This is a genomic window from Streptomyces sp. NPDC005898 (assembly GCF_040629635.1).
Classification (GTDB): domain Bacteria; phylum Actinomycetota; class Actinomycetes; order Streptomycetales; family Streptomycetaceae; genus Streptomyces.
On the sequence record NZ_JBEXWC010000021.1, the window covers coordinates 56,653 to 72,063 of the forward strand.

Genomic DNA, 15,411 nt, shown 5'->3' on the forward strand with positions numbered 1-15,411 from the left:
ACGCGCTGTATACGTACCTGGCCGGGATGGGTGTGCTCGTTGCCCTGGCCCTCGCCTCGTTCCTCCCCGAGGTAACGGGCCGATGAGGGGCGCGTTCCGCCGCAGGCCGGTGCTCTCAAACTACGAGCGCAACATGCAGCGGATTATGCATCCTCCCAAGCCGACTCTCCGCGATCAGTTCTGGGGCGCCTGCTGGTGGCTGCAAAGGCAGTGGTGCCGGCACGTGACGCAGCGTGAATTGCATCGGCGGCTGGACGGAGCACGCCTACTGGTTGGGGCGGCACGCCCGCCGGAGTGGGACGCGCCGGAGTTCACCGAGCGCTCGCTCCAGCGTCTCGCGGCGGATTTCAACAGGTGGCAGCAGAGCGAAGCGACCTCTACGCACGGGCCCCTTCCGGGACCCGGCGAGCGGGGTGGCTCTTAACGGACTTCCGCCATCGGTGGGGACCACCCGAGGCGCCGGTGCTCCATCACGGCCGGCTGTTTAACCGATGGCGGAGCCCAGGCCGTGGCGACGGACGGGCACCTCCCGCGCCCAGAGGGTCCGGGGACGACGAGAGAAGGAGAGCGCACTATGCCTGCTATCACCGAGACCGAGCCCGACGAGGCCGAGGTCGTCGAAAGCGACACCGAGGTTGCCACCGAAGACGATGGGGACGACCCCGACGCGGCCGAGCCGCTCGCCGCATACGACGTGCTCGCGGTCTGACGCGGCACCGTCCACACGCTCCGCCCGGCGCCACTCTCGACAGGTCGAGCCGGGCGGCCCGGCGCGGTCGTCTTCCCCCCGAGGTCGGCCGCGCCACCCAACAGTCCATCCACTCATCCGAGGAGTCTTCGTGACGACCACTACGCCGACCACCGCCCGTCCGTGGGGAATCGGCCGCCTGGCACCGTACCCGACCACCACCCACCGCCCGCACGCCACGATCGCCATTGACCCCGCCACCCAGCTCGGCGTGTTCCGCGACCGCGCTGGCCTCGTGGTCGAGATGGGCAAGCACGGCACGAGTTCCGGCACCGAGACGTCCACGACCACGAACTCCGACTCCAAGAACGACCAGGGCCACGACCAGGACAGCAACCAGGACTGATGACGAAAGCCGAGAAGAGGCCGGTCCTGGTGGCCACGGAGGCGGACGACATCACCGCCGACATGGTCATCACTGAAATCAACCGGCTCGACGTGCCGGTGGTCCGGTTCAATCCCGCTGACATCGGCGGGGACCTCGCGGTCTCGGCTCGGTTCGGCACCTGCCCGGCCCCCGTGGTCGGGCAGGTGCGTACCCCGTCGAGAATCGCTGACCTGACCCAAATCCGGTCGGTGTACTGGCGCCGCCCCGAGTGGCCCTCGTTCCCTCACCTGTCACCCGATGACTCCCGCTTTGCGGCAGCGCAAGTCCGCTACGGGCTCGGTGGCACCCTCTACGCCCTAGGCGGCCCGCTCTGGGTCAACCACCCGTTACGAATCGCTGCGGCCGACTACAAACCTGCTCAGCTCGCTCTCGCCCAGCGCCTCGGCTTCGCCGTCCCACCCACCCTGGTCACCAACGACCCCGACGAGGCCCGCGAGTTCATTCGCGACCAGGGTGACGCGATCTACAAGACACTGAGATGGACCCCGTACACACGTGACGGGGTACCGGTCACCGGGTGGGCTGACCCCGTCAGTTCCGACGAGATCGACGAGACCATTCGCGTCACCCCTCATCTGTTCCAGGCTCGGGTGGACAAGGTCGCCGACCTCCGGGTCCTGATCGTCGGCCGGCACACGTTCGCCGTGCGCATCGACTCCGAACTGCTGGACTGGCGCAAGGACTACAGCGCCCTGACCTACACCGTTGAGTACCTCCCCGACTGGGTGGACAAAGCACTGCACGCCTACCTGGACCGCCTGGAGCTGGTATCAGGGAGCTTCGATTTCGCGGTGGATCGCGCAGGGGATTACTGGTGGCTGGAGCTGAACCCCAACGGCCAATGGGGGTGGCTGGAGACTGAGACCGGCCTCCCGATGTCCGCAGCCTTTGCCGACCTACTCACGCAAGGAGACAGCCGATGACAGACTCCGCGTCCGAGCGGCGTCGCATGGCCGCCGCGCTCATGAACAAGGGCGTCCTGACACTTCCCTGGCTGCGCGGGGCGGTGGAGAGCGTGCCGCGCGAGCAATTCCTCCACCCCGGGGTCTTCCTCGACGAGGGGCGGACGTGGCGACCCCTGACAGCTCTTGGGACGGACCCGGACGAGTGGCTGAAGATCGCCTACAGCGTCGACACCCTGACCACCCAGCTCGACGGCCACCTCACCGCTGATCAAGTGAGCGAGCCCGTCTCGGGCGTACCGACGTCCTCCTCAACCGACCCGACCACAGTCGTGGGCATGATCGAGGCCTTGGACCTCCAGGCGGAACACCGCGTCCTGGAGATCGGTACTGGCACCGGCTACTCCACGGCCCTGATGTGCCACTACCTCGGCGAGGACAACGTCACCACGATCGAGGTCGACCCGCAGGTGGCAACGCGCGCTGATGCTGCCCTGGAGACAGTCGGCTACTCGACTTGGACCGTGACCGGCGATGGACTTCTTGGCCACCCGCGCCGAGCGCCCTACGACCGGGTGATCGCTACCTGTGCCGTCCGCCGCATCCCGTACACCTGGGTCAGGCAGACGAGGCCCGACGGCATCGTCCTCAGCACCGTGGGCTCGTGGCCCTGGGGAACCGGCCTTGCGAAGGTCACCGTCAATGACAACGGCACCGCCGAGGGTTCGATTATCGGGCGCTCCTCGTTCATGCAGGCCCGCGCCCAGGCAGTCACCCCCGTGGCCGGTGACCTGTCGGCCCGTACCGCGTATGCCAACAGCAAGCGAGAGGCAAGGTTGTCGCCACTCCGGCTGGAGGAATGGGTACCCGCCTTCCTCGCGCAGCTTTCCATTCCCGGCGCCCATTTCGTCCGTGCTGCCACAAGCGACGGTGCCCGACTGCTCTACCTCTTCGATGCTGAGCGCGAGTCCTTCGCGCACTTCATTGAGGACGGTGATGGCTGGGTCGTCCGGCAAGGTGGTCCCGTGGCTCTGTGGGACAAGGTTGAGCGGACCCTCATCGCCTGGCACGCCGCAGGGAAACCTGACATCTCCGCAGTACAGCTCCGGATTACGGAGCAGTCCCATACGTACTGGATCGGCGATCACCCAGAACTGCGCTGGGAGCATCGCCTCAACGCTGCCTACTGAGTCTGTGAAGCGACGCTAGGGTTGACGCATGGACGAGGAACCTCTGTCGGAGTGGGCAGAGCGGCGGGACGCGAAGGTCGGCCAGCTACGGGCGGTCCCGATCGTGTCGGGCAACAGCCCCAAGGGTTCACACGTGAGCCCTGACGCACCACGCGCCATCGAGCGGTGGAACGGGTATGCATGGGAGCCGTACGGGTTCGCCACAAGCCTCGCCGAGACCAAGCGCGTCCTCTTCCCCGAGGCCAATACTGCCGCCGCCAGCTCGCCCGGACCTGCTAGGCAGCCGCTCGCCCCAGGCAGGGGCAGACACCGAAGCCGTAGGCGCCTCAAGGCCCCGGCTCGTTCCCTCACCGAAGGCGAATGAGTCGGGGCTCTCTCAGCGCGTAGAACTTGAGGTCGTGGGCGTCCGCGAGGTCTTCGACGGCCTCTCGGACCGCCTTCTCCTCGGCGCGTGTCCCATCGCTGGCCTCTAGAACCGCGTCAACAGCCTCGTTCACGGCCACTCGCGGAACGTCATCTGGGTCGTGCACGACCGCCATACTCTCCGACGACACGACGCCGGTCTCCGGGTGGCTCATGAGCGGTGAGCCTTAGCGGCGCTCACGCCGCCACAGGATCGCCACACAGCACTGAGAAACACCCGTAATCAGCTACAAAGAGTGAGCAACGACAGCTCGGCCCTGGAGAAGGAAAAAGGCCCCTGACCAGGCAAAATGCCAGATCAGGGGCCTCCCCCTATGGGGGCGGCAGACGAGTCGGGCTGTACGCCGGGTTCTGTGCCGCGGGTCCTCGCGGACGTCGCGGTGACGGCCATCCATCTAGGGCCGGCATTGCTGCCGGCCTCGTGCGGTCTACCCGCGGACTCGGGCGGGCAGCCCTCGGTCGTCCGCGCAGAGACGCCGGGGCGTCTCCTTTTGACCTTGCTCCAGGTGGGGTTTACCTAGCTGCCCAGGTCACCCTGGGCACTGGTGGTCTCTTACACCACCGTTTCACCCTTACCCGGCACCGAAGCGCCGGGCGGTCTGTTTTCTGTGGCACTGTCCCGCGGGTCACCCCGGGTGGCCGTTAGCCATCACCTTGCCCTGTGGAGCCCGGACGTTCCTCGGGAAGGTCCCCCGAAGGGGTCTTCACGCGGCCGTCCGCCCGGCTCGTCTGCCGTGCCGACCATGTTACCCGCCGGGCCCCCGGGCTCGGCGCCGTGGCCGCCGTCGCCAGGAAGGAGCCCGCCAAAATCAGCGTGAAGGCCGCCACGACGTCCGCCGTCAGCGGCTCGGACAGGAAGGTGACGCCGGCCGCCACCGCCACCGCCGGATTGACGTACGTGAAGACGACCGCCCGGGTCGGGCCTGCCTCCCGGATCAGCTCCAGGAAGACGACGAACGCCAGCGCCGTGCAGATCACGCCGAGGCCCGCCAGGGACGCCAGCGTCGGGGCGTCGGGCAACGTCCCCGGCCAGGTGGCCGCCGCCGCGGGGGCGTAGACCAGGGCCGCGAGGACCAGGCAGGGCGCGATCAGCTGGAGGGTGGGGACCTCGCGGAGGTGGCGGGCCGCGATGAGCGGGGCCACCGCGTAGCCCAGCGCGGTGAGCATGACCTCGGTCAGGGACCACGCGTCGCCGCCCCCGAGATGCGGCACGGTCAGCACCGCGACGCCCGCGAGGCCGAGGCCCAGGCCGGTCAGGCGGCGCGGGCCGAGGCGTTCCGTGTCGCCGAAGAAGCGGGCCAGCAGGGCGCCGATGATCGGCACGGCGGCGATGAGCAGCCCCGCCGTGGAGCTGGAGATGCGGCGTTCGGCGTCGGTCAGGGTCCACCACGGGCCGAGGATCTCCACACCGGCGAAGGCCAGCATGGGGCGCCAGTGCGTCCTCAGTACGCGGGGCAGCCCGCCCTGTCGTACGGCGAAGGGCAGCAGGAGCGCCGCGCCCAGCGCACAGCGGGCGAAGACCACGAACGAGGGGGACAGGTCGCTGTCCACCGCCACTTTGATCATGAAGTAGGGGATGCCCCAGAGGACTCCCATGAGTGAGAAGAGGAACCAGCCGCGTGCCGTCATGCGGGCAGTCTCGGCCGCGTCGGCGCTCCCCGTCTTGAACGCTGTTGCGGTCCGACGCTGTCGCGGTACGCCGCCGGGGTCACCCCGAGCACCCTGCGGAACCAGCGCGTGAGATGCGCCTGGTCCGCGAAGCCCACCAGGGCGGCCGCCTCCGCCGGGCGCAGGCCCGCCTCCAGGTGCGTGCGGGCCAGTGTCACGCGGTGCTGGGCGAGCCAGGCGTAGGGCGGCATCCCCGTCGACGTACGGAAGGCGCGCAGGAGTTGGTAGCGGGACAGGCCGAGCGGGGCGGCGAGTTCGGCGAGGGTGGGCGGGGCGAGGAGTTCGTCGGCGAGGCGGTCGCGGACGGCGCGGGTGAGGTGGTCGGCGCCCGGTACGCGGTCGGCGAGGGGGCGGGCGGCGCCGTGTCTGCGGGCGAGGGCGGTGAGCAGCCAGGAGAGCCGGGATTCCGCCTCCAACGGGTCGCCGTGGCCGCCCAGTTCGGTGTGCGCCGCGCGCAGGGCCGCCGCCAGTTCGGGGTCGTCCATGACCGGCTCGGGGAAGTGCGGCGTGGTCGCGGTGCCCTCGGTGAGGAGGGACGGGGCGGGGTACATGGCCCGGTAGGCGTAGCCGCCGCTCGCGCCGGGGCCGCCGGTGTGCACCTCGCCGGGGGCGAGGACGACGACGGTGCCAGGTCCGACGTGCAGCTGTCCGCCCCGGTAGTCGATGATCTCGGTACCGCCGACGCAGACGCCGACGGTGAACTCCGCGTGGTAGTGCGGGGCGTACCGGTGCCGGTCGAAGCGCGCGGTCAGCAGGTCGAGGCTCTCGCCGCCCGGTCCGAGGGGCGCTCTGGCCCACTGCGCCTGTTCGCGTGGGCGGCCCGCCCGTGCCGTCGTCGTCCGCTCGCTCATGTGCCGCCGCTCCCCCGTGCCGCTCCGCGCGGGCCGGCGCCCGCGGGACCTCGACCTTCCTGTACGAGGGGCAACGCCCGCACGTCCTGCTTCCATGCCGCGCCGGCCGGGGCCGCACCCTCGGACCGGGATGTCCGGGACATCCAGGACGTTCGTGAACGCCGTCTCTCCGGGCGCGGCGGGTCCCTCCCGCGTCAGGCCGGGGTGAACCGGACCTTCGACGTCTCCGGGTCGGCCTGGGTGAGGCGTACGCGCAGATGCTCGCCCAGGGGGAGTTCCGTGGGGCCGCCCTCGACGCGGGCCACGATCGCCGGATCGGTCAGCTGCACGGTGCCGACGGCCGGCTGGTGCTCCTTGACGTCCACCACCACCGCGTCGAAGACCTCCCCCACCCGGTCCCTGAGCAGCGCGGCCTCCACGATGTCCACGCACTCGCGCTCCACGGTGTTGCCGCGGCGGGCGCCGTCCGCCATCTCCTTGGGCAGCTCGTCCAGGGCGGCGAGCACCCACTGCGGGACCCCCGCGTCCGCGCAGGCCGCGAGGCACAGCTCGGAGGCGTAGCGGTCCACCAGGCGGCGCAGCGGGGCCGTGCAGTGCGTGTAGGGGGCGGCGACGGCGGCGTGCAGGGTGTGTTCGGGGAGCGCGCCGCCGCTGAACGCGGTGTAGCCCGCGCCGCGCAGCAGCGTCGTGCACTCCTGGAGGAACGCGGCGTGGTGGGGGTGCCGGGGGTCGAGGGAGCGGACGAGTTCCGCGTAGGGGACGTGGTGCGGCCAGTCGATGCGCAGGGCCTTGGCGGTGCGGCGCAGACGCCCGACGGCGCCGTCGGGGGCGGTGGGCAGGGTGCGCAGGATGCCCGTACCGGAGTCGATCATCAGCTGGGCGGCGGCCATGCCGGTGAGCAGGGAGATCTGGGCGTTCCAGCCGTCGGCGGGCAGCGGGGCGCGGTAGGCGAGTTCGTACGTGCCGGCGCGCTCGACGATCTCCTGTTCGGGCACGTTGAGGGAGATGCCGCCGCGCTCGACCTCCAGGTGCTCGCGCAGGGTCCCGATGTCCCGCAGCAGGGCGAGCGGCTCCTCCGCGGTGCCGTCGTCGATGGCCCGCTGCACGCCCGCGTAGTCCAGTTTCGCCCGGCTGCGTACGAGGGCACGGCGTACGTCGGTGTGGGTGGCGCGGCCGTCCGCGTCGAGGTCGATCGTCCACAGGACGGCCGGGCAGGTCTGGCCGGGCAGCAGGCTGGCGGCGCCCTCGCTGAGGGCCGCGGGGTGCAGCGGGACCTTCTCGTCGGGGAAGTAGAGCGTCGTGACGCGGCGGTGCGCCTCGGCGTCGGTCGGGCCGCCGGGTGTGACGTAGGCGGCGACGTCGGCGATCGCGTACCGCACCCGGAAGCCGCCGCTGCCGCGCCGCGCGAGGTGCATGGCCTGGTCCAGGTCGACGGAGGCGGGCGGGTCGATGGTGAACAGGGGGATGTCCGTGGCGTCGTGGTCCGGGAGCCGGGGTGCGGCGGCGGCCTGTTCCGCCTCGGCGAGGACGTCGGCCGGGAAGGCGTCGGGCACGTCGAGTGCCGTACGCAGTTCGCGCAGCGCGGCCCGCAACGGAGCCTCCGCTGCGCCGGTCACATGGAGCTGGCGGCGGGGCATGCCCCCGAGCGTAGGGCGCCGGGGACGGCTCGGCACCCTGTGCGGGCGGTCCGGTTTGTGGGGGGTGGGCGGGGGCTCCGGTTTGCGGGGGGGGGTGGGCGGGTGCCCCGGCTTGCGGGGCGGGTGGGCGGGTGTCCCGGCTTGCCTAGGGTGGGCAGGCGCCCCGGCTTACGCGCCCCCGCGAGGCCCCCGCCCGCGCGGACCCGGCCGGTGCTCGCGCCCCCGTAACCTTTTACGCGTCCCCCGTCACCCTCGTACCGCTCAAGGAGTCCGATCGTGCTCGTCCTGCTGCCGCCGTCCGAAGGCAAGGCCTCTTCGGGGCGGGGCGCCCCGCTCAAGTTCGAGGCCCTGTCGTTGCCGGGGCTGGCGGAGGCGCGTCGGGCGGTGTTCGACGAGCTGGTCGAGCTGTGCGCCGCCGACGAGGAGAAGGCGCGGGACGTGCTCGGGCTGAGCGAGGGGCTGCGGGGCGAGGTCGCCAAGAACGCCGGGCTGCGCACCGCGGGCGCACGTCCCGCCGGGGAGATCTACACCGGCGTGCTGTACGACGCGCTGGACCTCGCCTCTCTGGACGCCGCCGCCAGGCGCCGCGCCGCCCGCTCCCTGCTCGTCTTCTCGGGGCTGTGGGGTGCCGTCGGCGTCAGCGACAAGATCCCCTCCTACCGCTGCTCGATGGGCGTGAAGCTGCCGGGCCTCGGCGCCCTCGGCGCGTACTGGCGCACGCCGATGGCCGACGTCATGCCCGAGGCGGCGGGCGACGGGCTCGTCCTGGACCTGCGGTCGTCGGCGTACGCGGCGGCGTGGAAGCCGAAGGGCGAGGTGGCCGGGCGGACGGCGACCGTGCGGGTGCTGCACGCGCAGCTGGTCGACGGGGTGGAGAAGCGGTCCGTGGTCTCCCACTTCAACAAGGCCACGAAGGGCCGGATCGTACGGTCTCTGCTGGCGACCGGCGCGCAGCCGAAGGACCCGGCCGAGCTGGTCGAGGTGCTGCGGGAGCTGGGGCACGTGGTGGAGGCGCAGGCGCCGGCGAGGGCGGGGAAGCCCTGGGCGTTGGATGTGGTGGTGCGGGACATCCACTGAGGCCGGCCCCGAGCGCCCGGGGGTGTTGCAACATGCGCAACGGCCTTTGCGCATGCTGTGGGACCGGGGCAGGATTCCGGCATGCCGTCTGCGAAGCCCTCTGTCCTCGATCTCGCTCCCGTCGTGCCCGTGGTCGTCGTCGACGACCTCAATGACGCCGTGCCGCTGGCACGGGCCCTGGTGGCCGGCGGGCTGCCCGCGATCGAGGTGACGCTGCGGACGCCCGTCGCGCTCGACGCGATCCGGGCCATCGCCGCCGAGGTGCCGGAGGCGGTCGTCGGCGCGGGGACCGTGATCAGCGCGCGGAACGTGGCCGACGCCACGGCGGCCGGCGCCCGCTTCCTCGTCAGTCCGGGTTGGACGGACACGCTGCTGGAGGCCATGCGGGGGTCGGCGGTGCCGTTCCTGCCCGGGGTCTCCACGACCTCGGAGGTCGTGGCGCTGCTCGAACGCGGCGTCACGGAGATGAAGTTCTTCCCCGCGGCGGCGGCCGGCGGCACCGCCTATCTGAAGTCCCTCGGCGGCCCGCTCCCCCAGGCCCGCTTCTGCCCGACCGGCGGCATCACGGCCGGCACCGCGCCCTCGTACCTCGCGCTGGGCAACGTCGGCTGCGTGGGCGGCAGTTGGATGCTGCCCGCCGACGCCGTCGCCGCGCGGGACTGGGCCCGCGTCGCGTCCCTGACACGCGAGGCGGCCGCCCTGCGCTGAGCCCGGCCGGCGGGGCTAGCGCAGGTGCGAGGTGTCGTTCAGGAGGCGCAGCGAGGCGTTGCCGTCGGCGTAGTACGCCACCGCGGAGACCGAGGCCGCCGCGAGTTCCATGCGGAACAGGGACTCCGGCGGGGCGCCGAGCGCGAGGCGCACCAGCGTCTTGATGGGCGTGACGTGCGTGACGAGCAGGACCGTGCGGCCCGCGTACGCCTTGGTCAGCCGGTCGCGGGCGGCCGCGACCCGGTGGGCGACCGCCGCGAACGACTCGCCGCCCGGCGGCGCCGCCTCCGGTGAGGCCAGCCAGGCGGTCAGCTGCTCGGGGTGGCGCTCGCGCACCTCGCCGAAGGTCAGCCCCTCCCAGGCGCCGAAGTCCGTCTCGCGCAAGCCCTCTTCGACGCCGACGTCGAGTCCGAGGCGGGCGGCGACGGCGTGGGCGGTCTCCCGGCAGCGCCTGAGCGGCGAGGAGACGATGGCCTGGATGGTGCCGCGCGCGGCGAAGGCGGCCGCGGCGCGGCGCGCCTGCTCGCGCCCCACGTCCGACAGGGACGGGTCGGAGCCGCCACTCCCGGAGAACCTCTTCTGGGGCGTGAGCGCGGTCTCGCCGTGCCGCAGCAGTACGAAGGTGGCGGGCGCCCCGAGATCGGCGGACGCCCCCCAGCCGACGGACGGCGTCCGCGCGACACTCCCCGCCGCCCGCCGATCGCCCCTCTCCGCGCCGCCGACAGCGGTCGCCGCGGAGGCGTCGGCCGCAGCGGTCACGTCGGCTGCGTCGGTCGCGTCAGCCGCACCGGCCACGTCGCTCGCGCCAGCCGCGTCGGTTACGACGGTCGCGTCAGCCGCATCGGCCACGTCGCTCGCATCAGCCACGTCGGTCGCACCGCCCGCACCGGCCACGTCGGTCGTGCCAGCCACGCTGGTCCCGTCAGACCCCCCAGGCCCGTCAGACCCACCGGCCCCGCTGGTCCCGCCCCTCACATCGGCCGTGCCCGACGCGGCGGGCCACGTCTGCGACCCGCCCATACCGGAGGCGGACGGGGCCGAGGCGTCGGGGCCCGACGTTCCCGCGCCCAAGGCCTCCGCGAGGGCCGCCCGCGCCTTGGCCGCGCCCGCTGCCGCGTCCCCTGGGGGGTCCGCCGGCCCGGACGTCGCCGCCGTTCGCGCGGCGCCGGCGTCGAGGTCCGCCGTGGACGCCGACGGCGACCACCGCTCGCCCCCCTTGCCCGCGTCCATCGCCTCGTTCGCGAGCCGGTCCGCGTGCTTGTTGCGCTCGCGCGGGATCCACTCGTACGTCACCTGGGACGGCGGGAAGACCCGCGCGGCCTCGGCGGCGAGCGGTTTCATGGCGGGGTGCTTGATCTTCCAGCGGCCCGACATCTGCTCGACGACGAGCTTGGAGTCCATGCGGACCCGCACCGAGGCCGCCGGGTCCAGCCGGCGGGCCGCCTTCAGGCCGGCCACCAGGCCCTTGTACTCCGCGACGTTGTTCGTCGCGACGCCGATGTACTCGGCGGCCTCCATCAGGGTCTCCCCCGTGGCCGCGTCGATGACCACGGAGCCGTAGCCGGCGGGCCCCGGGTTGCCCCGGGAGCCGCCGTCGGCCTCGACGATGAACTCGCGCACGGCCGGCGGTCCCTACAGGCCGGACTCGGACGTGCGGATCAGGATGCGGCGGCAGTTCTCGCAGCGCAGGACGGTGTCCGGGGAGGCCGCCTTCACTTCGTTGACCTCGGTGATGTTGAGCTCCAGGCGGCAGCCCTCGCAGCGCCGCTGGTAGAGCTTGGCCGCGCCGACGCCGCCCTGCTGCCCGCGGAGCTTGTCGTAGAGCTTGAGCAGGTCGGCCGGGATCGAACCCGCCACGACCTCGCGCTCCTTGGTGACCGTCGCGGCCTCGCCGTCCAGCTCCTTGAACGCGGCGTCCCTGCGGCCCGTCGCGTCGTCGATCTTCGACTGGACGGAGGAGACCCGGCCGGTCAGCTCGGCGACCCGCTCCTGCGCGGACTCGCGGCGCTCCATGACCTCCAGGACGACGTCCTCCAGGTCACCCTGGCGCTTGGCGAGGGAGACGATCTCCTTCTGGAGGTTCTCCAGGTCCTTGGGGGAGGTGACCGCGCCGGAGTCCAGGCGCTGCTGGTCGCGGTTGGCGCGCTGGCGGACCTGGTCGACGTCCTGCTCCGCCTTGGTCTGCTCGCGGGCGCAGTCGCTCTCCTCGGTCGTCGCGGCGACGAGCAGGTCGCGCAGCTGCGTCAGGTCCTTGGTCAGCGAGTCGATCTCGTCGTGCTCGGGCAGCGACCTCTTCTTGTGCGCGAGCTGCTGGAGACGCGTGTCCAGGGTCTGGAGGTCGAGAAGGCGGATCTGGTCGGCGGGCGCGGCGTTCAGTTGGGGGCTCCTGTGGATCGAGAGGTGGGAGAGTGGGTGGACGCCGCGTGGGCGGTCCAGGGGTCGGTGACCGTGTGCGAGACGTGGACGCGAAGTCCCCATCCGTTCCGGTCGGAGATCTCGTCGAGCTGGGCTGCGGCCAGCTCGCACCAGGGCCACTCGGTGGCCCAGTGGGCGGCGTCGAGCAGCGCGAGCGGTGTACGCTCGCGGGCCTCGGACGCCGGATGGTGGCGCAGGTCGGCGGTGAGGAAGGCGTCCACGCCCGCGGCGCGTACGTCGTCGAAGAGGCTGTCGCCGGAGCCGCCGCTGACCGCGATGGTCCTGATCGGCGCGTCCGGGTCGCCCGCGACGCGGATGCCCTGCGCGGTGGCGGGCAGCCGCCCGGCCGCGTGCGCGGCGAGTTCGGCGAGGGTCAGCGGGTGGTCGAGCTCGCAGATCCTGCCGAGTCCGCGGCGGCCATGCCGGTCGGCGGGGTCCGGCACGAGGGGGCGTACGACCCGCAGGTCGAGGGCGCCCGCGAGCGCGTCGGAGACGCCGGGGTCGGCGCGGTCGGCGTTGGTGTGCGCGACGTGCAGGGCGATGTCGTGCCTGATGAGGTCGTGGACGACGCGGCCCTTGAAGGTGGACGCCGCGACCGTCGTCGTGCCGCGCAGGTAGAGCGGGTGGTGGGTGACCAGGAGCTGGGCGCCCAGGCGCACCGCCTCGTCGGCGATCTCCTGGACCGGGTCGACGGCGAAGAGGACCCGGGAGACCTCCGCGTCGGGGTCTCCGCAGACCGTGCCGACCGCGTCCCAGCTCTCGGCCAGATCGGCGGGCCACAGGGCGTCGAGGGAGGCGATGACTTCAGACAGACGGGGCACGGGGAAAGGCTACCTTCCCGCCGTGACCGGCAGGTCTCCCGTGACGGACCGTGCCCGGGCACCCACGGAGGGGTGGAGTGCACAACCTCCCCCCGCTTCTCAGGCGAACCGGGACATCTCCACCCATCCGTGTGAAGCGGACGGCCACCCATGCCACGCCAGTGCGGACGAAACTAGCTTCAGGGCCGGAGGTGGCACCGAAACGATGACAGCGGCAACGATCACGGTGGACGGTTCCTACGCGGCGCGGCTCGCCCGGCGGGGCGAAGCGTGGTTCCCCGAGCGCTGGACGCTCGACTCCCCCGAGCCCTACGTGGTGCCGCTGGCCGGCCACCAGCCCGAGGAGCCCGGCACCGAGGTGCTGCCGATGTCCGACGGCCGCGTCCTCATCCACCGGCTCGTGGCCGGACGGCACGCCTTCGCGCTGCTCTACCCGACGGGCCCGGAGACCGGTGAGGTGCCGCTCGGCTCCGTGGAGTGCGAGGGCACCCTGCGGCTGCTGCCGCCCGCCCCCTGCGGGACCCGCGCCTACGCCCTCGCGGTCGGCGCCCGCTCGACGGACGTCTGGCTGGTGGCGGGCGGCTCGTTCGGGCCCGAGCATGTCGCCGAGGTGCCGGGGCGCTGCTCGGGCGGGGTCTGGCTGGACCGCGTGGGGCGGCTGCTCGCCCTGGACCGGGAGTTCGGCGGCAACGTCAAGACGGTGGCGGTCGACCTGGAGCGCGGCGGCGAGGTCTCGCCGCTGCTCCAGATCACCGAGGAGAGCGACGACCGGCTGCTGCTCGCCGACGCCGACAGCGGCCTGCTCCTCATCCGCTCGAACGCGCCGGGCCACGACCGGCTCGGCTGGGGCGTGCTGGGCAGCGCCCTGCCGGTGCGCTTCCCGGAGTCGCTGCGGCTGGCGGACTGCGCGGTGACGCCGTTCGCGATCCAGCCGGGGCAGACGCTCCTGCCCGAGGGCTGCGCGGTGGCGCTGCGGATCGACGGCGCGGCGGGCACCTGGCTCGGCGTCTGGCGGCCCGCCGAACGGCGCCTGCGTCAACTGCGCGCCCCCGAGGGGTGGTTGGCCGGTTCGGGGCGCTGGACGAAGGACGGCGAGCTGCACCTTCCCTTTGTGACGCGTGCGGTGCCCTGCGGTGTCGCGCGGCTTCCCGCGCCCGCGCAGGACCCTCCCGCGACGGTGCGGATCGAGCCGGCACCGCCCGCCCCGACCCGGCCCGTCCCGTTGCAGCAGGCACCCCTGACCGGCCGGGTGGCGGCCGGTTAGACTCGCTCGGTTGTACGAAGGATCTTCTTACGGGGTGAGTAACGAGATGTCGACCGAGACCAGTACGGAGACGCAGTGGGACACCGAGCGGTGGCAAGGGGCGCACGCCGCCGCGCAGGCCGGCGCCCACTCCGGCGCCGGTAGGCACCGGGGCCCGGTGGCCGAGCACGACGAGGCCACGGCGCCGCGGGGCCGCCACCGCAGGCAGCCGTCGGATTCCTGAGCGACGCGTCGCGCCGTGACCCGCGGCGCCTCGCACAGAAGTCCCGCTCCCCTGCCGCCACGAGCGGCGCGGGGGCGGGACTTTCCCGTCGCCGCCCCCCCTTCCCTCGCCCTGTCAGCTCCTTTTGAGCCCGAGGACCTCGGCGGCCGCGAACGTCTCGTTCGGCGGGCGGTCCGCGTAGTACGGCGTGAGCAGCTCGTCCAGCTCGTCGTACGTGAACACCTCCTTCGCCGCGTCGAACTTCGCCGCCACCTTGGGGCGTTCGACGACCGCGACCATGCCGCCGTGCACGACGAGCAGCTGGCCGTTGACCTTGGCGGCGGCGGGCGAGGCCAGGTAGCCCACCAGGGGCGGGACGTGCTCGGGGGAGAGCGGGTCGAGGCGGCCGTCGGACGGTTCCTGGAAGCCCTGGAAGACGTCCTCGGTCATGCGGGTGCGCGCCCGGGGGCAGATCGCGTTGGCCGTCACGCCGTACTTGGCGAGCGCCAGCGCCGTCGACGTCGTCAGACCGACGATGCCGCCCTTCGCCGCCGCGTAGTTGGGCTGGCCCGCCGATCCGGCGAGGAAGGCCTCCGATGAGGTGTTGACGATCCGCCCGTACACCGGCCCGCCCGCCGCCTTGGAGCGCTCGCGCCAGTGGGCGGACGCGAAGCGGGTGGTGTTGAAGTGACCCTTGAGGTGGACACGGACGACTGAGTCCCACTCGTCCTCGCTCATCGAGAAGATCATCCGGTCCCGCAGGATGCCCGCGTTGTTGACGAGGATGTCCAGCTTCCCGTACGTCTCGATCGCCAGCTCGATCAGGGCGTGCGCCTGTTCGTGGTCGGCGACGTCGCCGGTGTGGGCGACGGCGTGCCCGCCCGCGGCCCGGATCTCCTCGACGACCTCCTCGGCGGGCGCCGCCGACGCCTCGCCGGAGCCGTCGCGGCCCGGCCGCCCGAAGTCGTTGACGACGACGCTCGCGCCGAGCCGGGCCAGTTCCAGGGCCTCGGCGCGCCCGAGCCCGCGGCCGGCGCCGGTGACGATCGCGGCCAGGCCCTCAAGTGGCAGTGACATCTTTGTCCTCCCGGATCTACTGCGGTCCCTCAGATCCCCT

The 15,411-nt window shown here is 72.5% G+C and carries 16 protein-coding genes, 1 other RNA gene and 1 pseudogene; 9 read left to right on the forward strand and 9 right to left on the reverse strand.

Annotated features, from left to right (window positions below; all coding sequences use genetic code 11):
- Positions 1 to 574 precede the first annotated feature (574 nt).
- The 5 genes from ABZ385_RS25055 (at position 575) to ABZ385_RS25075 (ending at position 3,592) form a co-directional block, all read left to right on the forward strand.
- A complete protein-coding gene (locus ABZ385_RS25055) occupies positions 575 to 709 on the forward strand; it encodes a hypothetical protein (protein ID WP_358913245.1) in 135 nt (44 codons plus the stop codon).
- A 130-nt stretch (positions 710 to 839) separates the two neighbouring features.
- On the forward strand, positions 840 to 1,094 hold the full coding sequence (gene tgmA, locus ABZ385_RS25060; protein WP_358913246.1) for a putative ATP-grasp-modified RiPP: 255 nt from the start codon (positions 840 to 842) through the stop codon (positions 1,092 to 1,094).
- The gene (tgmB, locus tag ABZ385_RS25065) at positions 1,094 to 2,059 is read left to right on the forward strand and encodes an ATP-grasp ribosomal peptide maturase (protein WP_358913248.1); all 966 of its coding nucleotides are present in this window, start codon (positions 1,094 to 1,096) and stop codon (positions 2,057 to 2,059) included. The genes tgmA and tgmB overlap by 1 nt, the downstream gene beginning before the upstream one ends.
- A complete protein-coding gene (gene tgmC / locus ABZ385_RS25070) occupies positions 2,056 to 3,228 on the forward strand; it encodes an ATP-grasp peptide maturase system methyltransferase (protein ID WP_358913250.1) in 1,173 nt (390 codons plus the stop codon). Before tgmB ends, tgmC begins: the two co-directional genes overlap by 4 nt.
- Before the next feature lie 28 nt (positions 3,229 to 3,256).
- Positions 3,257 to 3,592, forward strand: a complete 336-nt coding sequence (locus ABZ385_RS25075; RefSeq protein ID WP_358913252.1) for a DUF6087 family protein — start codon at positions 3,257 to 3,259, stop codon at positions 3,590 to 3,592.
- Here ABZ385_RS25075 and ABZ385_RS25080 read toward each other — a convergent pair.
- From ABZ385_RS25080 to ABZ385_RS25100, 5 genes and pseudogenes are all read right to left on the reverse strand, one after another.
- Positions 3,576 to 3,806, reverse strand: a complete 231-nt coding sequence (locus ABZ385_RS25080; protein ID WP_358913254.1) for a hypothetical protein — start codon at positions 3,804 to 3,806, stop codon at positions 3,576 to 3,578. The two genes, ABZ385_RS25075 and ABZ385_RS25080, sit on opposite strands and share 17 nt — an antisense overlap.
- A 169-nt stretch (positions 3,807 to 3,975) precedes the next feature.
- An RNA gene (gene rnpB, locus ABZ385_RS25085) (RNase P RNA component class A) lies at positions 3,976 to 4,379 on the reverse strand.
- A 118-nt stretch (positions 4,380 to 4,497) separates the two neighbouring features.
- Positions 4,498 to 5,280 (reverse strand): annotated as a pseudogene (locus ABZ385_RS25090) (DMT family transporter); the annotation flags it as partial.
- Complete coding sequence (locus tag ABZ385_RS25095; RefSeq protein WP_358913256.1) at positions 5,277 to 6,170, reverse strand: AraC family transcriptional regulator; 894 nt, start codon at positions 6,168 to 6,170, stop codon at positions 5,277 to 5,279. The pseudogene ABZ385_RS25090 and the gene ABZ385_RS25095, both read right to left, overlap by 4 nt.
- 194 nt (positions 6,171 to 6,364) lie before the next feature.
- Complete coding sequence (locus tag ABZ385_RS25100) at positions 6,365 to 7,807, reverse strand: RNB domain-containing ribonuclease (RefSeq protein WP_358913258.1); 1,443 nt, start codon at positions 7,805 to 7,807, stop codon at positions 6,365 to 6,367.
- Positions 7,808 to 8,083: 276 nt separating this feature from the next.
- Here ABZ385_RS25100 and yaaA point away from each other — a divergent pair, with 276 nt between their 5' ends.
- Complete coding sequence (yaaA, locus tag ABZ385_RS25105) at positions 8,084 to 8,884, forward strand: peroxide stress protein YaaA (protein ID WP_358579917.1); 801 nt, start codon at positions 8,084 to 8,086, stop codon at positions 8,882 to 8,884.
- 81 nt (positions 8,885 to 8,965) lie between these two features.
- Positions 8,966 to 9,592, forward strand: coding sequence for a bifunctional 4-hydroxy-2-oxoglutarate aldolase/2-dehydro-3-deoxy-phosphogluconate aldolase (gene eda / locus ABZ385_RS25110; protein WP_358913260.1), 627 nt, complete (start codon positions 8,966 to 8,968; stop codon positions 9,590 to 9,592).
- A 15-nt stretch (positions 9,593 to 9,607) separates the two neighbouring features.
- Here the strand turns inward: eda and ABZ385_RS25115 are convergent, their stop codons facing one another.
- The 3 genes from ABZ385_RS25115 to ABZ385_RS25125 are packed head-to-tail and all read right to left on the reverse strand — an operon-like array spanning position 9,608 to position 12,828.
- Complete coding sequence (locus ABZ385_RS25115) at positions 9,608 to 11,212, reverse strand: bifunctional RNase H/acid phosphatase (protein ID WP_358913262.1); 1,605 nt, start codon at positions 11,210 to 11,212, stop codon at positions 9,608 to 9,610.
- A gap of 12 nt (positions 11,213 to 11,224) precedes the next feature.
- Positions 11,225 to 11,968, reverse strand: coding sequence for a C4-type zinc ribbon domain-containing protein (locus ABZ385_RS25120; protein ID WP_358580013.1), 744 nt, complete (start codon positions 11,966 to 11,968; stop codon positions 11,225 to 11,227).
- On the reverse strand, positions 11,965 to 12,828 hold the full coding sequence (locus tag ABZ385_RS25125; protein ID WP_358579924.1) for a Nif3-like dinuclear metal center hexameric protein: 864 nt from the start codon (positions 12,826 to 12,828) through the stop codon (positions 11,965 to 11,967). The genes ABZ385_RS25120 and ABZ385_RS25125 overlap by 4 nt, the downstream gene beginning before the upstream one ends.
- A gap of 205 nt (positions 12,829 to 13,033) precedes the next feature.
- Between ABZ385_RS25125 and ABZ385_RS25130 the strand changes: the two genes are divergently transcribed.
- Positions 13,034 to 14,092 carry a hypothetical protein gene (locus ABZ385_RS25130; protein WP_358579927.1) on the forward strand — a complete coding sequence of 353 codons (1,059 nt, stop codon included), beginning with the start codon at positions 13,034 to 13,036 and terminating at the stop codon, positions 14,090 to 14,092.
- Positions 14,093 to 14,126: 34 nt separating this feature from the next.
- Positions 14,127 to 14,315: a hypothetical protein gene (locus ABZ385_RS25135; RefSeq protein WP_358579930.1), complete on the forward strand. Its 189-nt coding sequence runs from the start codon at positions 14,127 to 14,129 to the stop codon at positions 14,313 to 14,315.
- A 114-nt stretch (positions 14,316 to 14,429) separates the two neighbouring features.
- Here ABZ385_RS25135 and ABZ385_RS25140 read toward each other — a convergent pair whose 3' ends face one another.
- The gene (locus ABZ385_RS25140) at positions 14,430 to 15,371 is read right to left on the reverse strand and encodes a 3-oxoacyl-ACP reductase (protein WP_358699593.1); all 942 of its coding nucleotides are present in this window, start codon (positions 15,369 to 15,371) and stop codon (positions 14,430 to 14,432) included.
- Positions 15,372 to 15,411 lie beyond the last annotated feature (40 nt).